Consider the following 16002-nt stretch of genomic DNA (forward strand, 5'->3'; position numbering starts at 1 on the left):
TGGATGGGTTGATTGCAAGGACCTGTTCAGTACCCACCTTCACTGAACAGGAAACTGTTCCACTCTGACGAGCATTGTGCAGCCGGAAAAATCCGCCTGTCAATCTTTCTTCTTGTAGGAAAATGCCGATGTCCGGTCGTAAAGCCAATAGTAGTTATTGACCATCTGGCTTGTCCGGCGCGTGCGGAAACCGACGCTGGAAAAAACCAGAAGAAGAACGACGTCAAACACGTAATAGAAGCCGTTGATGAACGGCCCGTTGAACAGCGCGTGATGCAGAAACCGCATCACCACACCCAGAGCGAGCGTATAGATCACCACCCGCGTATAACCGCCCCAGCCATCGGCCACGGACTTGCCCGTGCGCCATGCCGTCCAGAAACCCAGAAGAACAACCAGCGCGCGCAGAACATACCGCACGCCGTTATCCGTTTCGAAAAAAAGGCCCTGCATCTCTTTCCCCATCAGTGCCGGGCTGAAACGCCCTGACCCTGCCTTGTCTGTCGTCCCGTCGTTTTCCCGCCGGGCATTTTATTGTTTGCACCCCGCCATGGTTCCTTAAGGTTTGGCCGAAAGGACGACAGGCCGCCGTTTGCAGTCTTGCGCCGCAAAATTTCCGGCGCAAGTAAAATCTTTCAGTGCCGTCCGCCTTCGAGATAGGCGGCGCGCACCTGCGGATCGGCGAGCAGTTCCCTGCCCGAACCGCTCATCGTCACCTTGCCGTTGACCATCACATAGGCGCGGTCGGAAAGCTTGAGCGCGGCAAAGGCGTTCTGCTCCACGAGGAAGACGGTCAGCCCCTCTTCCTGGTTGAGTTTCTTGATCGCCTCGAAAATGCCCTTGACGATCAGCGGTGCGAGGCCGAGCGACGGCTCGTCCAGCAGCAGGAGCTTCGGCCGTGCCATCAGCGCACGGCCGATGGAAAGCATCTGCTGCTCGCCGCCGGAAAGCGTGCCGCCGCGCTGGCTCTGGCGCTCCTTCAGGCGCGGGAACATCACGAATATCTTCTCGACGTCTTCCTTGAAATATTTCAGGTTGTCGAGATTGGCGCCCATCTGCAGGTTTTCCAGCACCGTCATGCGCGGGAAAATCCGGCGGCCTTCGGGCGACTGGGCAATGCGCTTGCGCGCGATCAGATGGGTCGGCAGATGGGTAATGTCCTCGCCGTCGAAGACCACTTGGCCGGCGCGCGCCTGCGGGCTGCCGCAGATGGTCATCATCAGCGTCGACTTGCCGGCGCCGTTGGCGCCGATCAGACTGACGATCTCACCCTTTTTGACCTCGACATCGACACCGGCCAGAGCACGGATATTGCCGTAATAGGTTTCGACACCCTGGACTTTCAGAAGCGGTTCACCGGACATCAGGCCGCTCCTCCGTCGAGTTCTTCCGCAATCACGTCTTCCACTTCATCATCCTCGACACCCAGATAGGCGGCGATGACCTTCGGGTCGTTCTTCACATGGTCCGGCGTGCCGTCGGAAATTTTCTGGCCATATTCCAGAACCACCACATGGTCGGAAATCTGCATCACCACGGACATGTCGTGCTCGATGAGGAGCAGCGACGTGCCCTCGTCGCGAATGCCGCGCAGAAGCGCGTTGAGCGCCAGCGATTCCTTCGGATTGAGGCCCGCCGCCGGCTCGTCGAGGCACAAAAGCTCCGGCCCCGTGCACATGGCGCGGGCGATTTCCAGACGGCGCTGCGCACCATAGGGAAGGTCGCCGGCCGGGTCGTCGGCGCGGTCGATCAGATCGGCCTTTTCCAGCCAGTATTTGGCCTTTTCGATAGAGGCATCCACCGCCCGCCGGTAAGCCGGCAGACCGAGAAGACCGAGGATCGTGTAACCCGAAGCCTTCATCAGCGCATTGTGCTGCGCCACCAGCAGATTTTCCAGAACCGTGAGGCCCGAAAACAGGCGGATGTTCTGGAAGGTGCGCGCCACCTTGGCCTTCTTGGTGATTTCGAAATCCGGCAGGCGCTCGAGAAGATGCGCCTCGCCGCTTTGCTGGCGCATGGTGATCATGCCCATGGTCGGCTTGTAGAAGCCGGTGATGCAGTTGAAGACCGTGGTCTTTCCAGCACCGTTGGGGCCGATCAACGCCGTGATCTCGCCGCGCTTCGCCTCGAAGGAGAAGTCGTTGATGGCCATCAGGCCGCCGAAGCGCATCGAGAGATGTTCGACCTTGAGGATCGTATCGCCAGTCGTATTGGGTGTCATTGTTGCCGTTCCGGAAGCCATCAACCGTGACCTTCCTTGGTAAAGCTGCCGGAGACGGCCTTGCGTTCCTTGAGGAAGGCCGTGGGTTCACGCGAGCCGACGAAGCCGCGCGGCTTGAACAGCATGACGATGACCATGCCCAGACCGAAGAGCAGCATGCGGTAGAGTTCCGGTGTGAAATCAGGCCCGAAGACATGCTTCAGGAACTCCATTTCACGTAGCGCCTCGGTGCCGCCGACCATGACCAGCGCCGCAATGGCGATACCCGTGAGCGAACCCATGCCACCGAGCACGACGATGGCGAGAATGACGGCGGATTCCACAAACGTAAAGCTCTCCGGCGATACGAAACCCTGGCGGGCGGCAAAGAACGAACCGGCAAATCCGCCGAGCATGGCCCCCGTCGCAAAGGCACTGAGCTTGGTGATGACGGTGTCGATACCGAGCGAACGGCAAGCGATTTCGTCCTCGCGTAATGCCTCCCAAGCCCGACCGATCGGCATGCGGCGCAGCCTAATTGTAACATAGGCCGTCAGCATGCAAAGCAGCAGGATCACGTAGAACAGGAAGATTTTGTAGTAGGCGGAAGACGGCGGAAGACTGAAGGCCTTGATGAAGTAATTGGATGCGCGGGCATCGAAAGACCAGATGCCGAAGACAGATGCCTTGGCGATGCTTGAGATGCCGAAAGTGCCCTTGGTCACTTCCGTCCAGTTCACAATAACAAGACGGATGATTTCACCGAAGGCAAGCGTCACGATCGCCAGATAGTCGCCGCGAAGACGAAGCACCGGGAAACCGAGGATGATGCCCCAGAAGCCCGCGAGAATGCCGGCGACCGGCAGGAGCACCCAGAAAGACAGGCCGAAATAGCTGGAGAGCAGCGCATAGGAATAGGCGCCCACCGCATAAAAGGCCACGTAACCGAGATCGAGCAGGCCGGCAAGGCCGACAACAATGTTGAGGCCCCAGGCCAGCATCACATAGATCAGGATCTGAACGCCGAAATTATCGACCATTTTCAGCGAACCCTGAAAGCCGAACAATTGCACGGCGATAACCGGATAAAGCAGAAGAAGAATGAGCGCCAGCTTCAGAAAGTGCTTATGAAAAAAGCCTTTCTCTTCGGAAATCTCCAGCACGCCGCTTTTGGCCTTGGCAAGCTTGCGACGATCGAGCGACGGCTTGATGAAACCGACCACGAAGAAGCGGCCAACGGCGGCAACGGCGACGAAAATTGCGAGAAGGCCCCAACGGGTGCCCCAGATCAGCTGGTTGTTGATATCCTGATAGGTGACGATGCCGACATAAAGAACGAACATGCCGAACGAGATGAGGCCCGCAATCAGGCCCTCCTTCACAGCCGTCGCCATCAAGCTCGGGCCGGAAGAGGTGTTTTCGGAAACGATGTTTGCCATGATGTCACACCTTCTCGACTTCCGGGCGACCGAGAATACCGGTCGGCTTGAAGATCAGCACGAATGCCAGGATGCCGAACGCCGCGACGTCCTTATAAGCAATGGAGAAATAGGCGGACCAGAGGGACTCGATGAGACCGATGAGCAAGCCACCCAGCACAGCGCCCGGCAGCGAGCCGATGCCGCCCAGAACGGCGGCGGTGAAGGCCTTGACCCCCGGAATGAAGCCATCGTTGAACGTGGTAACGCCATAATACATCAGGTACATCGTACCTGCGACGGAAGCGAGCGCCGCACCCATGATGAAGGTGATGGAGATCGTCTTGTCGACATCGACGCCGAGCAGTGCCGCCATCTTGCGGTCCTGTTCGGTGGCGCGCTGCGCCCGGCCGAGCGGGGTCTTGTTGACGATATACCAGAAGGCGAAGAGCAGCACCGAGGTGACGACCATGATGATGAGCTGCTTCAGCGAAACGGTGATGGTGCCGAAATGATAGCTTTCCGTCACCATCGACGGGATCGGCTTGTTGCGCGGACCCTGCGTCACCTGAATGAAGTTGGACAGCACTATCGACATGCCGATGGCCGTGATCAGCGGTGCAAGACGGAAGGAGCCTCTGAGCGGGCGATAGGCGACGCGTTCGATCACCCAGTTCCACAGGCCGGTCATCAGCATGGCGACGACCATCATCAGAAGCAGAAGAAGCGCCACCGGAATGCCGGCGACAAAGGATGTCACGATCAGGAAAACGATCAGCGCGGCGAAGCCGCCGAGCATGAAAATATCGCCGTGGGCGAAGTTGATCATGCCGATGATGCCGTAAACCATCGTATAGCCGATAGCAATGAGGCCGTAGATCGATCCAAGAGTCAGCCCGTTGATGAGCTGCTGGATAAAATACTCCATGTCTTTCCCCCGGGCACGACCTCGAATGGGCCACGCCTCGTTATGTTAATTATAGGAGCGCCCTTGCAGGCAGGCCCCCACCCCCAAAATGCATATCGTGTTCGTTAAAAATGTGAAGTCAAAAACGGGCGATCCTGCACAAAATTTGGAATTTCCACATGGACTGCCGCTTTCCCGGTCAAAAGAGCCATGATTTTGGCAGGAAGTGCTGAAAAAATGACGGCCGGATGCTTATTTCAGCATTGTCCGACGCCATTATTTGACGGGCAGCGGGCAAAGGAGTAGCGAAGATCGGAACGGCGATATCCCGCAGACGGGATCAATTGGCAAAGAGATGATCGACATATTGACGAAAGCGGCGCTGGACGCCGGGCAGGCCATCATGGCGGTCCACCGTGCCGGCCCGCATGTGTCGTATAAGGATGACTGCTCGCCGGTGACCGAGGCGGATCAGCGCGCCGAGGCGATCATTCTTGCGGCGCTCGCCGCCCATTTTCCCGATATCCCCGTGGTTGCCGAAGAGGCGGTATCGAGCGGCATCCTGCCGGAAACCGGCGCGGAATTCTTCCTCGTCGACCCGCTGGATGGCACCAAGGAATTCATTTCCGGCAAGGACGATTTCACCGTCAACATCGCGCTCATCCGCAACGGCGCTCCCGTGGCCGGCGTGGTTTACGCCCCCTGCCGCGGGCAGGCATGGACGGGCGAGGACAATGCCGCCGAAAAGCTCGCCATTTCCGGTGAAGGCGCCATCCTGTCGCGCCACTCCATCCGGGCGCGCCAGCGCGGCGCCTCCCCCGTGGCGTTGATCAGCCGCTCGCATTGCACGGCGAAAACGGAAGCCTTCGTGGCCGAACACGGCCTGAAGGACTGCATCTCCGTCGGCTCCTCGCTGAAATTCTGCATGCTGGCCGAGGGCGCCGCCGATATTTACCCCCGCTTTAGCCGCACCATGATGTGGGACACGGCCGCCGGCGACGCCGTGCTGCGCGCCGCCGGCGGCAGGACGCTCGATTGCGAGGGCAGGCCGCTTGCATATGCGGTGAGGGGCGATGGCGAGGATGCGCTGGCCAATCCGGATTTCATTGCCGAAGGGGCGATGGCAGTGGAGCACGCGGGGTAACGGGCGCTCGGCGTTTGCTGCGGCCATTGGTGAGCTTCGGCGTATGCCGCTTCATTCGTAAACGTCGTGATAGGCGAGACCTATCCACGAGTCGATCTCCCCCCTTGAGGGGGAGATGCCCGGCAGGGCAGAGGGGGGTGAAACGGCACACACCAAGGCCCCCCCAAAAAATAATCCCATCCCCACCCCACGCCACCGCCCCACAATGCCCCGCAACGAAACACCGCAGCGCGGAAGGCACATCATGACGGAACAGACGGCGAGACTTCGGCTTCCCTATATCCTCCCCTCGCAGGCACAGAAACACGTCACCCATAACGAAGCCCTGCAAAGGCTGGATGCGATCGTGCAACTGGTCATCAAGGCCATCGTCACCACGCCGCCCGATAACGTAGCGGAAGGGGATTGTTTCCTCCTCTCCGCCGATGCTGCGGGCGACTGGGCCGGCAAGGGCGGCAGGCTCGCCTTTCGGCAGGATGGCGCCTGGCTCTCGATCGCGCCGCAACCGGGCTGGACGGCGTGGTTTGCGGCCGAGAGCAGATATCGCATCCTGCGCGACGGCAACTGGCGCGACATGCCGCTGCCGGCTACCGGGCGGCTGGAAAGGCTGGGCATCGGCACCGAGGCCGACGCCACCAACCGGCTGGCGCTCACCTCCCCCGCCAGCCTCTTCACCCATGCCGAAGAAGGCGGCAGCCACCGCATGACGATCAACAAGGCGGGCAAGAGCGATACCGCCTCGCTGCTGTTCCAGTCCGGCTGGAGCGGCCGGGCGGAAATGGGCCTTGCCGGCAATGACGGGTTTTCGATCAAGACCAGCAAGGATGGCGCCTCATGGCACACCGCACTTCTCTGCAGCGGCGACGGCCGGGTCTCGATGCCGAACCGCCCGCTCGCCGTCGCCGGCCTGCCGGCGGGCACGACGAAACCCGCCAATGGCGCGGCGGCAGGTTTTTCGGTGCTCTCCATCGCCGAGGGCGGCTTTGCGCTCGGCGATGCGGTGAGCGGCGGCGGGCGTGAACTCGTGGTTCCGGCAAAGGGCCCTTATCTGGCGGCCCTGACGCTCGCCGTGGCCTCCTCTTCCGGCCACCGGGTGACGCTTTTCATCAATGGCGCGGCGGCCAGTTTCGGCATCGCCGGCGATGCATCGACGTCAGGCACATCGCAGTCGGCAACCTCCATCCTTTCCCTCGACGCCGGCGACCGCCTGCGGCTGCAGCATGAGGGAACGGCGGAATTTACCCAGGGCAGCGGGAAAACGTGCCTTTCGCTTGCGGCACTCTGACGGAAACAACCGATGAGAGAGAAAAATTGCGATTTTTGGAAAAATTTTTTCCCGGCAAAATAAGGCGACTCGAACAAATCAGGCGAAACCGTTCAAATTCTTAATAAATTGTCACGAGCTGCTTAGGCAATTTTTAAAGGTACCGGGATAGAGTTCCCGTCATATGGTCTTGAGTTTGTATAGAGTGTCCAATGACCGAAATGATACGCCCACGAGTTAAATATGTCATCGGCCCCGATGGCAGCCCTCTGACGATCGCGGATCTTCCGCCTGCCAATACCCGTCGCTGGGTCATTCGCAGAAAGGCGGAGGTGGTTGCAGCGGTACGCGGGGGACTGTTGAGCCTCGAGGAAGCCTGCGAGCGTTATACGCTCACTGTCGAAGAATTCCTGTCCTGGCAGTCCTCGATTGCCGATCATGGCCTTGCCGGCCTGCGCACCACGCGCATTCAGCAATATCGCCACTAAAACAGTGCGCCGGCGCGAAAACGTGCCCAGACCGAGTTTCCAGAACGCCCCCGCCGGATTATCGACGGGGTTTTCGGTTTGATTTCGGATTTCCCCCCTGAGAACTGCCCGACAAAGCCGGCGATTGTCGCCGGTTTGTGTCCGCTGCGTTCGCTATCCCGCTGTTTCAATTCAGGCTGAAGCCGGTACAGTGGCGACAACGAACAGCAATGCGGAAGGCGCTCATCATGGACATCAAGACAACCGAAACCGGATCGCACGGCGAATATTCGGCGACCATCGACGGCCACAAGGCGGAGATGACCTATTCGCGCACCTCCCCTTCCCTCATCATCATCGACCATACCGGCGTGCCCGATGCGCTGCGCGGCAAAGGCGTCGGCCAGGCGCTTGCCGCCCATGCGATCGATGAAGCCCGCAAGGGCGGCTGGAAAATCATTCCGCTCTGCCCGTTCTTCAAGGCCCAGACGTTGCGCCATGCCGAATGGGCGGATGTTATTCAGGGGTAAATGGGCAGACATAACGAGCGTTATGTCAGTTATCTACGTATCGACGGATGTTTTGGCCAAAACGGAGCATCCACACGCCGTCACCCCGGCCTTGAGCCGGGGTCCAGCAAGCTCAAGTCATTGAGCTGAAAAGACTCTTCTCGTCGCGCAGACGCGCGCCGACTGGATGCCGGATCAAGTCCGGCATGACGGCGAAGATATTCGGGTGTGCCAGCAATCACGCCACCTTCAACGGCGGCGTCCCGGCATGCATGCTCCGGCGGACTTCTTCACGGAATTCGAGCGTATCCTTTGCGCCATGCACGGCCACGGCGTGTTGCACGGCCGCTTCCATAAGTTCCTCCGGAGAATCGGCGGAGATGGCGACAGTGCATCTGCTGTCACTGGGGAATTCGCGGCAATCGATATATTGGCGGGCCATTTTTTCCTCCCTGCAAGTGCCGCCCGCACCCGCACGGGGCGCGTGCGCGTAAAAGCCTCCGGCTCACGGTCGGAACCTCCGTAAAATACGCCTTTCCCCACCTCCGGACAATCGAAATCAGGCCTGACCGTCCTGGCGGGAAACACCGGCGACGCGGCAAAACAAAAGGCCGCCCTTAAGGAGCGGCCTTTCGAAAAAATGCATGGCGTCCCGTCATTGAAAGCCGCCTCCTGATCCACCGGCAGCCGTCAATGAGGACGATCTTCGTCAATTCCTGCGCCTATAGGTCAGGCGCGGGCGCGGATGGCTCCGTCGCGGTTTTCGAGGGCAGCGGCCTTTTCATATTCGGCCTGCACCTCTTCCAGCGAAGCTTCGGCGGCTTCCTGCTGGGCCTTCAGCTCACGGATCGAGACCTGAAGATTATCCGCCCGCTGGCGCGCGGCCTTGGCGAAGGTCGGATAGGCGAAATGCGTCGGATCGGTAATGCCCGACTTGCTTTCTTCCAGAGATATCTGATGCACCAGTTCCTTTGCCATCCGCTCGAACTCGGACATCATCTGCTGCAGCTGGTTAAGCTGCCGGCGTTTTTCATTGACCTGAAATTCCTTCAGGCGAACCAGGCTGTCACGCGACTTCATACGCAATACTCCATGGATAGCGAGACCCGGATCAAAAAGGCACTATGCCACCCTGATCGGCCCGTTTAACCCGCCCGTTTTTCCGTAAGGGTTGACCCCTGTCCCGGAATGATTCCCAAAAGTTACCCGACGTTAATAAAAAACCGCCGTCGTTAACCTTTCGTTTACGGGCATCGTTAATGATAACGACGATCATTTAAGGGTCGGTAAATGCCAGGTCCAAAAAAATGGACCCGACGATGTAAGAGTCGATTGAATCACTTAACGGGATTTCCTCACGTTAAGCTTCAATTTTGGCGATGGTGGATTCACGTGCAAAAACAGCGAAATGCCTACTTTGCTTAATAAATTCGATACACCTTGCCAAAGGCAATTAGAATTTGTTAACCATTTGGTGGCAGCCTGCAAATCAGGCAACGTCTGGATCCGCATCGCGCGAGGCAATGATTTACCGGTTCGCGGGCGGCAAAGGGGATAATTATGCGGGTTCTACTTATTGAAGACGACAGCGCGACAGCGCAGAGCATTGAACTGATGCTCAAGTCGGAGAGCTTTAACGTCTACACGACCGACCTCGGTGAGGAAGGCGTGGACCTCGGCAAGCTCTATGATTACGACATTATTCTTCTCGACCTCAACCTGCCCGACATGTCGGGTTACGAGGTTCTGAGAACGCTTCGCCTCTCCAAGGTCAAGACGCCAATCCTCATCCTGTCCGGCATGGCCGGCATCGAGGACAAGGTTCGCGGCCTCGGCTTCGGCGCAGACGATTACATGACGAAGCCGTTCCACAAGGACGAGCTTGTTGCCCGCATTCACGCCATCGTCCGCCGTTCCAAGGGCCATGCACAGTCGGTTATCGCCACCGGCGAGCTGATCGTCAATCTCGATGCCAAGACGGTTGAAGTGGGCGGCCAGCGCGTTCACCTGACCGGCAAGGAATATCAGATGCTCGAGCTGCTTTCGCTGCGCAAGGGCACGACGCTGACCAAGGAAATGTTCCTGAACCACCTCTATGGCGGCATGGACGAGCCGGAACTGAAGATCATCGACGTCTTCATCTGCAAGCTGCGCAAGAAGCTCGCAAACGCCGCCGGCGGCGCAAACTACATCGAAACCGTCTGGGGCCGCGGCTATGTTCTGCGCGAGCCGGATGGCGCGACGGAATTCCTCGAAACCGCCTGATCCATTCCGGAACAGGACAGTTTTTAAAAGACCCGCTGGAAACGGCGGGTTTTTTGTTGCGATTTCAAGGTCGCAGGTAACGGTGTCATTGGCATATCACGACACACGATCATATTCCGGCGCATGGATACTCCCTCATTCCTGTGCTTGTCACAGGAATCCAGCCGATGCGCGTCTGCGCAGCGAGAGACTCTTTTCAGCCCAAAGACTTGGGCTGGCTAGATTCCTGTGACAAGCACAGGAATGAGGGAAGAAGAGCTAGGCTACGCGCCGCAAAAGGATGACGGCACATGAACCACCCTATCCCTACCCTCAAGACCGAACGCCTGACTTTGCGCCCGCTGATGATCACAGACTTTCCCGCCTATCGAGATTTCATGACGTCATTGCGCTCCATCGGTGTCGGCGGTCCTTACGACCTGCCCTCGACATGGGGCGTGTTCTGCCACGATCAGGCCAACTGGTACTTTTTCGGCCATGGCGCGCTGATGATCGAGCTTGGCGAAACGGGACAATGTGTCGGCCAGGTCGGCATCAATCACGGTCCGCTGTTTCCGGAAAAGGAACTGGGCTGGCTGCTCTACGAAGGCCATGAAGGGCGCGGCTATGCGGCGGAAGCCGCCTCGGCGCTGCGCGACTGGGCCTTCAAGACCCTGAACCTGCCAACGCTTGTCAGCTACGTCTCGCCGCAGAACCGCAAATCCGCGGCCGTCGCCGAACGAATCGGCGGCAGGCTCGACCCGGCGGCACCCCGTTCCGATCCCGAAGATCTCGTTTATCGGCACCATCCGGTAAGCGCCGTTTGAAAAAGGGACGCCTCAGGACCATCCGGCCACGAGGCGTCCGGAAAACCCGACCTAACGCATTTCCGCTTTCAGAAAGCCGAGGATCACCTGCGCGATCTGCGCATGGATGGCCGCGCGGTCCCTGCCGCCGCCATCCCGGCAGACGAAACCTTCGCCCGGTGAAAGCTCCTCCACGATCTTTTCGCCGTTCGGCCTGCAAATCTGCATGAAGCTGAAATGGCTGGCATCCGGTATTTCCCGATAAACAGTCGTCGCCTTTGGCAGATGCCGGGCAATATAGTCGGAATCGGCCTTGATGGCGGCGATCTCTGGTGTCTCCACACCCGCGGCCAGAACCAGAACCGGCACGCCGACGGCTTGCAGCGTCTCCGGCAGGAAACCGGCGGCCGGCCCGAGATCCAGCGCGATGGCGGCGCGGATGCGGGTATCCTTCAAATCCATCGAAAGACGCGGATCGGCTCTGCCGTCACCGACAACCCCGACTTTGGCGAGCAGCCGCGGAGCCTTGCATTGCGGCGGGCGTTTTTCTCCTTTGCAGTCCTTCAGGGCAAGATCGGCGCTGTATCGCGCGCCAACCAGTTCCATTGCGGTCCAGCCGCCGAGGGAATGGCCGATTACGGCGATGCGCGTCGCGTCGATCCTGCCGGCGAATCGGTCATCGCCGAGCAATGCGGTCAGCGTTCTGCTGATGTCGCGCGGCCGTTCCCACAATGGAACGATCTCGGTCGCATTTTCTTCGGTGAACGATTCGCCGCCGTGATCCGGGGCGGCCACGACATAACCTTCCCGAACAAGCTCACCGGCAATCCAGTTCAGATTGCGCCAGCTTCCGCCGAAACCGTGCGACAGCAATATGAGAGGACGTGAACCGGCAAGAAGGGAAGCGCCCGGTTGAACCTCAAGGCCGTAAAAGGCGGCATTTTCGCCGACGATCTCGCTTTTGCCCGACGGTGCGGCCGGGTACCACAATGAAACGGCTAGCGTTCTCGAACCGGCCTCATCCGGCAATTCGATCTGTTTAAAACCGATGCCGCTTTCCGCCGTTGCGGACTGGACAGTGGAAAAAATGACGATGGCCGCCAGAAGAAGATAGCGCATGGAACACTCCGGAGTTGATATGGACCAACTCCTGGTTCAATCCGCCGCCCGCCGAGACCTCGAACAGGTTTCAGGTCGTCCTGAAACGCGATTGGAGACAGCAACACCGGGCGCTGGAGAAACCCGCGTCACACTCTTACTGGAAATGCTCTGCCTCTTTGTTTTCACGCATTTTCCGGACGTAAAACCGCTTCGCACTTTTACTGGAAATGCTCTAGATATCCGCGATCCGCTCGAAAAGCCGAACGGGGCTGTCGCGGAACGCCGTATCGCGAAATGGCCGGAAGCCGAATCGGGCGGCTATGGCCAGCGACGGGCTGTTGAGCGGATTGATCATGCAGACGGTCCGCTGGGAAATCCCGCGATCATCGAACCATCGCAGCGCCGCGTCCACCGCCTCGGTCGCGACACCCTTGCCCGCCAGCGCCCCGTCGATTTTCCACATCGCCTCGGGCACGGCGTCGAAATCCTCACCGTTGCCACGGCGCATATGGGCAAAACCCACCTCGCCCACGATGCGCCCCGTGGCAAGCTCTTCCACCACAAAGGGGCCGAAGCCGAAAGCGGACCAATGGCCCAGAAAACGCAAAAGCCGGGCGAAGGCGAGTTCCGGGTCCAGCGGCGCAATCGATACGACCCCTTCGATCTGCGGAACATCCGCGCCCCAGAAGGCGCGATAAAGCGCTTCATCCGCGATGGCATGCGGCCGCAGGACAAGGCGAGCGGTTGTCAGACGTGTCATGAACATGCTCCCCAAACGAAAAAGGCCGGCGCGTCGGCAGACGCGGTCCCGGCCCTTTCACAAATTCAGATCGGCGATTGAACGGTCACTCGGCAACCGTCTTGGCGGTAAACACGATGCGGTCGTCATGCACCTTGTATTCCACCGCCATATTGGCCTCCTCGGCCAGAAGCAGCGTGTAATAGGGCTGAACGGAATGGGCGTCGACCGCCTCTTCCAGCCTGCCCTCGTAAATTTCCACGAACTTGGCCGGCACGCGCATCATCCGGCCCTTGACGGTGATTTCGAACCTGGCGTCGCCGTCGGGGCTTTCCAGCAGCACATCCACATTGCCGCCGCGCGGAATGGCGCCATAAGCCACGAGGAAGAGATTGAGCAGAAGTTTGACACGATTCTTCGCAACGATGGCGCGCGGGCCGTTCCAGCTCACCTCCGCCTTCTTTTCGGCGGCGGCGAAATCCTGGGCGGCTTTTTCGGCCTCGCCGGTGTCGATGGACGCGCCGGCGGAGCCGGAAGCGCCGAAAGCAAGGCGGGCGAACTTCAGCCGCACGGATGCGTTAAGGGCTGACGTGCGGATGAGATCGAGCGCATCGTCATCCGTGCCGCCCTCGTCCAAGAGTTCGAGGCCGTTATTGATGGCGCCGACAGGAGAAATCACATCATGGCACACACGGCTGCACAGAAGAGCCGCCAGATCGGGACCGGACAGCGTGATATTGAGTTTGCTGGTCATAAAATTCTCTCCTGCGCAAGGGAGGCGCGGACGGTGTGGAAATTGTTAAGCCATAATGACACCATATTTGGTAAACCGATTGTTAATAGGATGGTTTCAAAATGCCAAATGCCTTAACAGGCCACACTGGAGCCCCGTGTATCCGCAAGGATGCGCGAAACATGCTGTAGAACTTTGACTCTGCGCATCGGCCCTTTCGAAAACCGATTCGGATTTTCGAACCGATGCGCTAACGAAACAGACGGACGGACATGACGATGCGCCTTACGAAAACCCGCACCATTGCACGCCTCGGACTGGGAAAAATTGTCGCGCTCCTTGCGAGCCTCCTGATATGGGTCGCACCGGCCGCGGCCCAGAACAGCGATCAATATTCTTTCCAGGAAGTCGTGGATGCAGGCCACGGATTCTTCGGTGAAACCACCGGCGGTCTTGCCAAGGTGGTGGAGCGCGCCTTCCAGCAATACGGTCTTCCAAACGGTTACATTCTCGGTCAGGAAGGCTCCGGCGCCTTCGTCGCGGGCCTCACCTATGGCGAAGGCACGCTTTACACCAAGAATGCCGGCCAGCACCCCGTCTTCTGGCAGGGTCCCTCCCTCGGCCTCGATTATGGCGGCCAAGGCACCCGCGCCATGATGCTGGTTTACAACCTGCCCTCCGTCGATGCGCTTTACCGCCGTTACGGCGGTGTGAGCGGCTCCGCCTTCATCGTCGCCGGCGTCGGCATGACCTATCTGAAGAGCAGCGACGTAACGCTTGCCCCCATCCGCACCGGCATCGGCGCACGCCTCGGCATCAATGTCGGTTACCTGAAGCTCACCCAGCAGCCGACCTGGAACCCCTTCTGATTATGCGAGGGTGCCGCGTCTTTCTTCTCCCCGGCGGGGAGAAGGTGGCCCGAAGGGTCGGATGAGGGGGCACCGTTACCGTATCTCACCACCCTTGCCCCCTCATCCCGCTGCCGCGGACTTCTCCCCCGCGGGGAGAAGAAACAAGCGGCGCCGACACCGCCTGTACAATTGCCGGGAGACCCCTCCCCACGGTTGCAATAATAGCGTAACGTGCTTTCGCGCCCCTCTTTCCGAATGCGCGCGTATCTGAGTTTCGGAGACTGTCCCGCGTGATCGAATATGCCATTCTCTTCGGATTGGGTTTTCTCACCGCAACCCTGCTGGCCCTGCTGATCGCACCCGCGATCCACCGCCGCATCGTCGCCTATACGGAAAACCGCATACGCGCGACGATGCCCATCAGCCCGCAGGAAGTGCGCGCCCAGAAGGACATGGCGCGTGCGCTCTACGCCGCCGAAAACGCCAAAGTCCGCCAGGAACTGGATACGGAACGGGAAAAGAACACCTCGCTGCGTCTCGCCAACGAGGCCGCCTCCAGCGATGCCTATCGGCTGGGCGAGCAGAACCGCAGCTTCTCCCTGAAAATCGAGGAGCTGACGCTGGAAATCGGCGAATTGCGCGCGGCCCTCGATGCCGCCGAAGAACACGCCGGCGCCGTACAGGCGAACCTCGCACAACAGGAGCAGGCCGCCAACGAGCGCGCCGGCCAGATGTCCGATCTCACCGCGCGCCTCACCAATCTGACGCGCGAGCTGGATGATTCGAAAATCCTCGCCGCCACCCGCGATCTGGAGGCCGAGCAGGCCAAGCAGAGCGCCACGCGTTTCCGCAAGGAAGGCGAGACCGCGACCCGCGAATTGCAGGATGTGGCGGCCCGCAACAAGGAGGCGATGACGGCGGTTGCGCGCGAAAGCCGCAAGGTCACCCGGCTTGAGGAACAGGTCGCGACCGTCATGGCGAAAAATGCCGATCTCGACACGATGCTGACGCTGCGCAACCAAGAAGTCGCCCGCCTCAAGGAACAGCTTGCCGCAACCGGCGGCCGCGCCAATGACATGATCATCCGCCTGCCGAACCCGGCCGTGCCGGTCGAGAAAACGGTTAGCCCATCGCAACCCGCGGCCCATGCCCCAGCCGCCGCGCTCGAAACCGCACCCGCCGCCGAAGAAGAGGCGGCACCGGCGGTGGCCGCAGAGGAGCCAGCCCCCCCGGTCGTGACGGGGCCAGCGGCGTCGCAAGGTCTGGAGCAGGAAATCGAGGATATCCGCAATCAGGGCACCGCGCTCACTGAACGCCTGCTGAACGTGCGCGGCACCGGCAATGACGAACCCATCCGCCGCGAAATCGCAAGGATCGCCGCCGAGATGATCGCGCTCACGGCCGCGCAGGAGGGCGAGAAATCGCCCATTCCGGGGCTGCTCGCCAAGGCCTCCGGCTCATCGGGGCGGGAGAGCCTTGCGAAACGGGCGAAGGTGGTGATGGAGAAGCGGGAACATTAGGTCCGCGGTGGGTGTGGTTTACCCCGCGTTGAGTGTGCGGCTTACCCCCCTCTGCCCTGCCGGGCATCTCCCCCTCAAGGGGGGAGATCGATATGCGGC

Annotated in this window: 18 protein-coding genes; 8 read left to right on the plus strand and 10 right to left on the minus strand. The window is 60.0% G+C overall.

Annotated features, from left to right (window positions below; all coding sequences use genetic code 11):
• Positions 1-99 precede the first annotated feature (99 nt).
• The 5 genes from ACQZ5N_RS20265 to ACQZ5N_RS20285 all read right to left on the minus strand — a co-directional run bounded on the left by ACQZ5N_RS20265 (position 100) and on the right by ACQZ5N_RS20285 (position 4546).
• The gene (locus tag ACQZ5N_RS20265) at positions 100-453 is read right to left on the minus strand and encodes a DUF6867 family protein (protein WP_003522917.1); all 354 of its coding nucleotides are present in this window, start codon (positions 451-453) and stop codon (positions 100-102) included.
• A 182-nt stretch (positions 454-635) separates the two neighbouring features.
• A complete protein-coding gene (locus ACQZ5N_RS20270; protein ID WP_448733923.1) occupies positions 636-1364 on the minus strand; it encodes an ABC transporter ATP-binding protein in 729 nt (242 codons plus the stop codon).
• Positions 1364-2242, minus strand: a complete 879-nt coding sequence (locus tag ACQZ5N_RS20275) for an ABC transporter ATP-binding protein (RefSeq protein WP_003522919.1) — start codon at positions 2240-2242, stop codon at positions 1364-1366. The genes ACQZ5N_RS20270 and ACQZ5N_RS20275 overlap by 1 nt, the downstream gene beginning before the upstream one ends.
• Positions 2242-3594, minus strand: coding sequence for a high-affinity branched-chain amino acid ABC transporter permease LivM (gene livM / locus ACQZ5N_RS20280; RefSeq protein ID WP_448733947.1), 1353 nt, complete (start codon positions 3592-3594; stop codon positions 2242-2244). The genes ACQZ5N_RS20275 and livM overlap by 1 nt, the downstream gene beginning before the upstream one ends.
• 49 nt (positions 3595-3643) lie before the next feature.
• Positions 3644-4546 carry a branched-chain amino acid ABC transporter permease gene (locus ACQZ5N_RS20285; protein ID WP_003522921.1) on the minus strand — a complete coding sequence of 301 codons (903 nt, stop codon included), beginning with the start codon at positions 4544-4546 and terminating at the stop codon, positions 3644-3646.
• 334 nt (positions 4547-4880) lie between these two features.
• On the opposite strand from ACQZ5N_RS20285, the gene cysQ reads away from it, so the two are divergent.
• The 4 genes from cysQ to ACQZ5N_RS20305 all read left to right on the plus strand — a co-directional run bounded on the left by cysQ (position 4881) and on the right by ACQZ5N_RS20305 (position 7930).
• The gene (gene cysQ / locus ACQZ5N_RS20290) at positions 4881-5669 is read left to right on the plus strand and encodes a 3'(2'),5'-bisphosphate nucleotidase CysQ (RefSeq protein WP_448733924.1); all 789 of its coding nucleotides are present in this window, start codon (positions 4881-4883) and stop codon (positions 5667-5669) included.
• A gap of 244 nt (positions 5670-5913) precedes the next feature.
• Complete coding sequence (locus ACQZ5N_RS20295; RefSeq protein WP_448733925.1) at positions 5914-6954, plus strand: DUF2793 domain-containing protein; 1041 nt, start codon at positions 5914-5916, stop codon at positions 6952-6954.
• Positions 6955-7145: 191 nt separating this feature from the next.
• Positions 7146-7421: a CtrA inhibitor SciP gene (gene sciP / locus ACQZ5N_RS20300; protein ID WP_003491799.1), complete on the plus strand. Its 276-nt coding sequence runs from the start codon at positions 7146-7148 to the stop codon at positions 7419-7421.
• A 227-nt stretch (positions 7422-7648) separates the two neighbouring features.
• Positions 7649-7930 (plus strand): GNAT family N-acetyltransferase, encoded by a 282-nt coding sequence (locus ACQZ5N_RS20305; protein WP_003522924.1) that lies wholly within the window; start codon positions 7649-7651, stop codon positions 7928-7930.
• A 217-nt stretch (positions 7931-8147) separates the two neighbouring features.
• Here the strand turns inward: ACQZ5N_RS20305 and ACQZ5N_RS20310 are convergent, their stop codons facing one another.
• Together ACQZ5N_RS20310 and ACQZ5N_RS20315 are read right to left on the minus strand one after the other, a co-directional pair.
• Positions 8148-8351, minus strand: coding sequence for a DUF1059 domain-containing protein (locus ACQZ5N_RS20310; protein ID WP_003522925.1), 204 nt, complete (start codon positions 8349-8351; stop codon positions 8148-8150).
• Positions 8352-8638: 287 nt separating this feature from the next.
• Complete coding sequence (locus tag ACQZ5N_RS20315; protein ID WP_003491821.1) at positions 8639-8989, minus strand: flagellar export protein FliJ; 351 nt, start codon at positions 8987-8989, stop codon at positions 8639-8641.
• Positions 8990-9469: 480 nt separating this feature from the next.
• Between ACQZ5N_RS20315 and ctrA the strand changes: the two genes are divergently transcribed.
• Positions 9470-10174 carry a response regulator transcription factor CtrA gene (gene ctrA / locus ACQZ5N_RS20320; protein ID WP_003522926.1) on the plus strand — a complete coding sequence of 235 codons (705 nt, stop codon included), beginning with the start codon at positions 9470-9472 and terminating at the stop codon, positions 10172-10174.
• A 290-nt stretch (positions 10175-10464) separates the two neighbouring features.
• Positions 10465-10980, plus strand: a complete 516-nt coding sequence (locus ACQZ5N_RS20325; RefSeq protein WP_448733926.1) for a GNAT family N-acetyltransferase — start codon at positions 10465-10467, stop codon at positions 10978-10980.
• 51 nt (positions 10981-11031) lie between these two features.
• Here the strand turns inward: ACQZ5N_RS20325 and ACQZ5N_RS20330 are convergent, their stop codons facing one another.
• The 3 genes from ACQZ5N_RS20330 to chpT all read right to left on the minus strand — a co-directional run bounded on the left by ACQZ5N_RS20330 (position 11032) and on the right by chpT (position 13553).
• On the minus strand, positions 11032-12078 hold the full coding sequence (locus ACQZ5N_RS20330) for an alpha/beta hydrolase family protein (RefSeq protein ID WP_448733927.1): 1047 nt from the start codon (positions 12076-12078) through the stop codon (positions 11032-11034).
• 214 nt (positions 12079-12292) lie between these two features.
• Positions 12293-12820 (minus strand): GNAT family N-acetyltransferase, encoded by a 528-nt coding sequence (locus tag ACQZ5N_RS20335; RefSeq protein WP_448733928.1) that lies wholly within the window; start codon positions 12818-12820, stop codon positions 12293-12295.
• Between the two features lie 85 nt (positions 12821-12905).
• The gene (chpT, locus tag ACQZ5N_RS20340; protein WP_003522930.1) at positions 12906-13553 is read right to left on the minus strand and encodes a histidine phosphotransferase ChpT; all 648 of its coding nucleotides are present in this window, start codon (positions 13551-13553) and stop codon (positions 12906-12908) included.
• A 251-nt stretch (positions 13554-13804) separates the two neighbouring features.
• Between chpT and ACQZ5N_RS20345 the strand changes: the two genes are divergently transcribed.
• Positions 13805-14401: a DUF1134 domain-containing protein gene (locus tag ACQZ5N_RS20345; RefSeq protein ID WP_003522931.1), complete on the plus strand. Its 597-nt coding sequence runs from the start codon at positions 13805-13807 to the stop codon at positions 14399-14401.
• A gap of 272 nt (positions 14402-14673) precedes the next feature.
• Entirely contained in the window at positions 14674-15903 is a 1230-nt protein-coding gene (locus tag ACQZ5N_RS20350) for a hypothetical protein (protein WP_448733929.1), read from the plus strand.
• Positions 15904-16002: the final 99 nt, after the last annotated feature.

This window comes from Agrobacterium sp. 22-221-1 (assembly GCF_053522445.1).

Bases quoted from the DNA above. Each gene is read 5' to 3' on its own strand.
- ACQZ5N_RS20275 (WP_003522919.1), bottom strand. From the start codon at position 2,242: ATGGCTTCCGGAACGGCAACAATGACACCCAATACGACTGGCGATACG.
- ACQZ5N_RS20315 (WP_003491821.1), bottom strand. From the start codon at position 8,989: ATGAAGTCGCGTGACAGCCTGGTTCGCCTGAAGGAATTTCAGGTCAAT.
- ACQZ5N_RS20345 (WP_003522931.1), top strand. From the start codon at position 13,805: ATGACGATGCGCCTTACGAAAACCCGCACCATTGCACGCCTCGGACTG.
- ACQZ5N_RS20285 (WP_003522921.1), bottom strand. From the start codon at position 4,546: ATGGAGTATTTTATCCAGCAGCTCATCAACGGGCTGACTCTTGGATCG.
- ACQZ5N_RS20265 (WP_003522917.1), bottom strand. From the start codon at position 453: ATGCAGGGCCTTTTTTTCGAAACGGATAACGGCGTGCGGTATGTTCTG.
- ACQZ5N_RS20270 (WP_448733923.1), bottom strand. From the start codon at position 1,364: ATGTCCGGTGAACCGCTTCTGAAAGTCCAGGGTGTCGAAACCTATTAC.
- livM (WP_448733947.1), bottom strand. From the start codon at position 3,594: ATGGCGACGGCTGTGAAGGAGGGCCTGATTGCGGGCCTCATCTCGTTC.
- ACQZ5N_RS20310 (WP_003522925.1), bottom strand. From the start codon at position 8,351: ATGGCCCGCCAATATATCGATTGCCGCGAATTCCCCAGTGACAGCAGA.
- sciP (WP_003491799.1), top strand. From the start codon at position 7,146: ATGACCGAAATGATACGCCCACGAGTTAAATATGTCATCGGCCCCGAT.
- ACQZ5N_RS20305 (WP_003522924.1), top strand. From the start codon at position 7,649: ATGGACATCAAGACAACCGAAACCGGATCGCACGGCGAATATTCGGCG.
- ctrA (WP_003522926.1), top strand. From the start codon at position 9,470: ATGCGGGTTCTACTTATTGAAGACGACAGCGCGACAGCGCAGAGCATT.
- ACQZ5N_RS20330 (WP_448733927.1), bottom strand. From the start codon at position 12,078: ATGCGCTATCTTCTTCTGGCGGCCATCGTCATTTTTTCCACTGTCCAG.
- chpT (WP_003522930.1), bottom strand. From the start codon at position 13,553: ATGACCAGCAAACTCAATATCACGCTGTCCGGTCCCGATCTGGCGGCT.
- ACQZ5N_RS20325 (WP_448733926.1), top strand. From the start codon at position 10,465: ATGAACCACCCTATCCCTACCCTCAAGACCGAACGCCTGACTTTGCGC.
- cysQ (WP_448733924.1), top strand. From the start codon at position 4,881: ATGATCGACATATTGACGAAAGCGGCGCTGGACGCCGGGCAGGCCATC.
- ACQZ5N_RS20335 (WP_448733928.1), bottom strand. From the start codon at position 12,820: ATGACACGTCTGACAACCGCTCGCCTTGTCCTGCGGCCGCATGCCATC.
- ACQZ5N_RS20295 (WP_448733925.1), top strand. From the start codon at position 5,914: ATGACGGAACAGACGGCGAGACTTCGGCTTCCCTATATCCTCCCCTCG.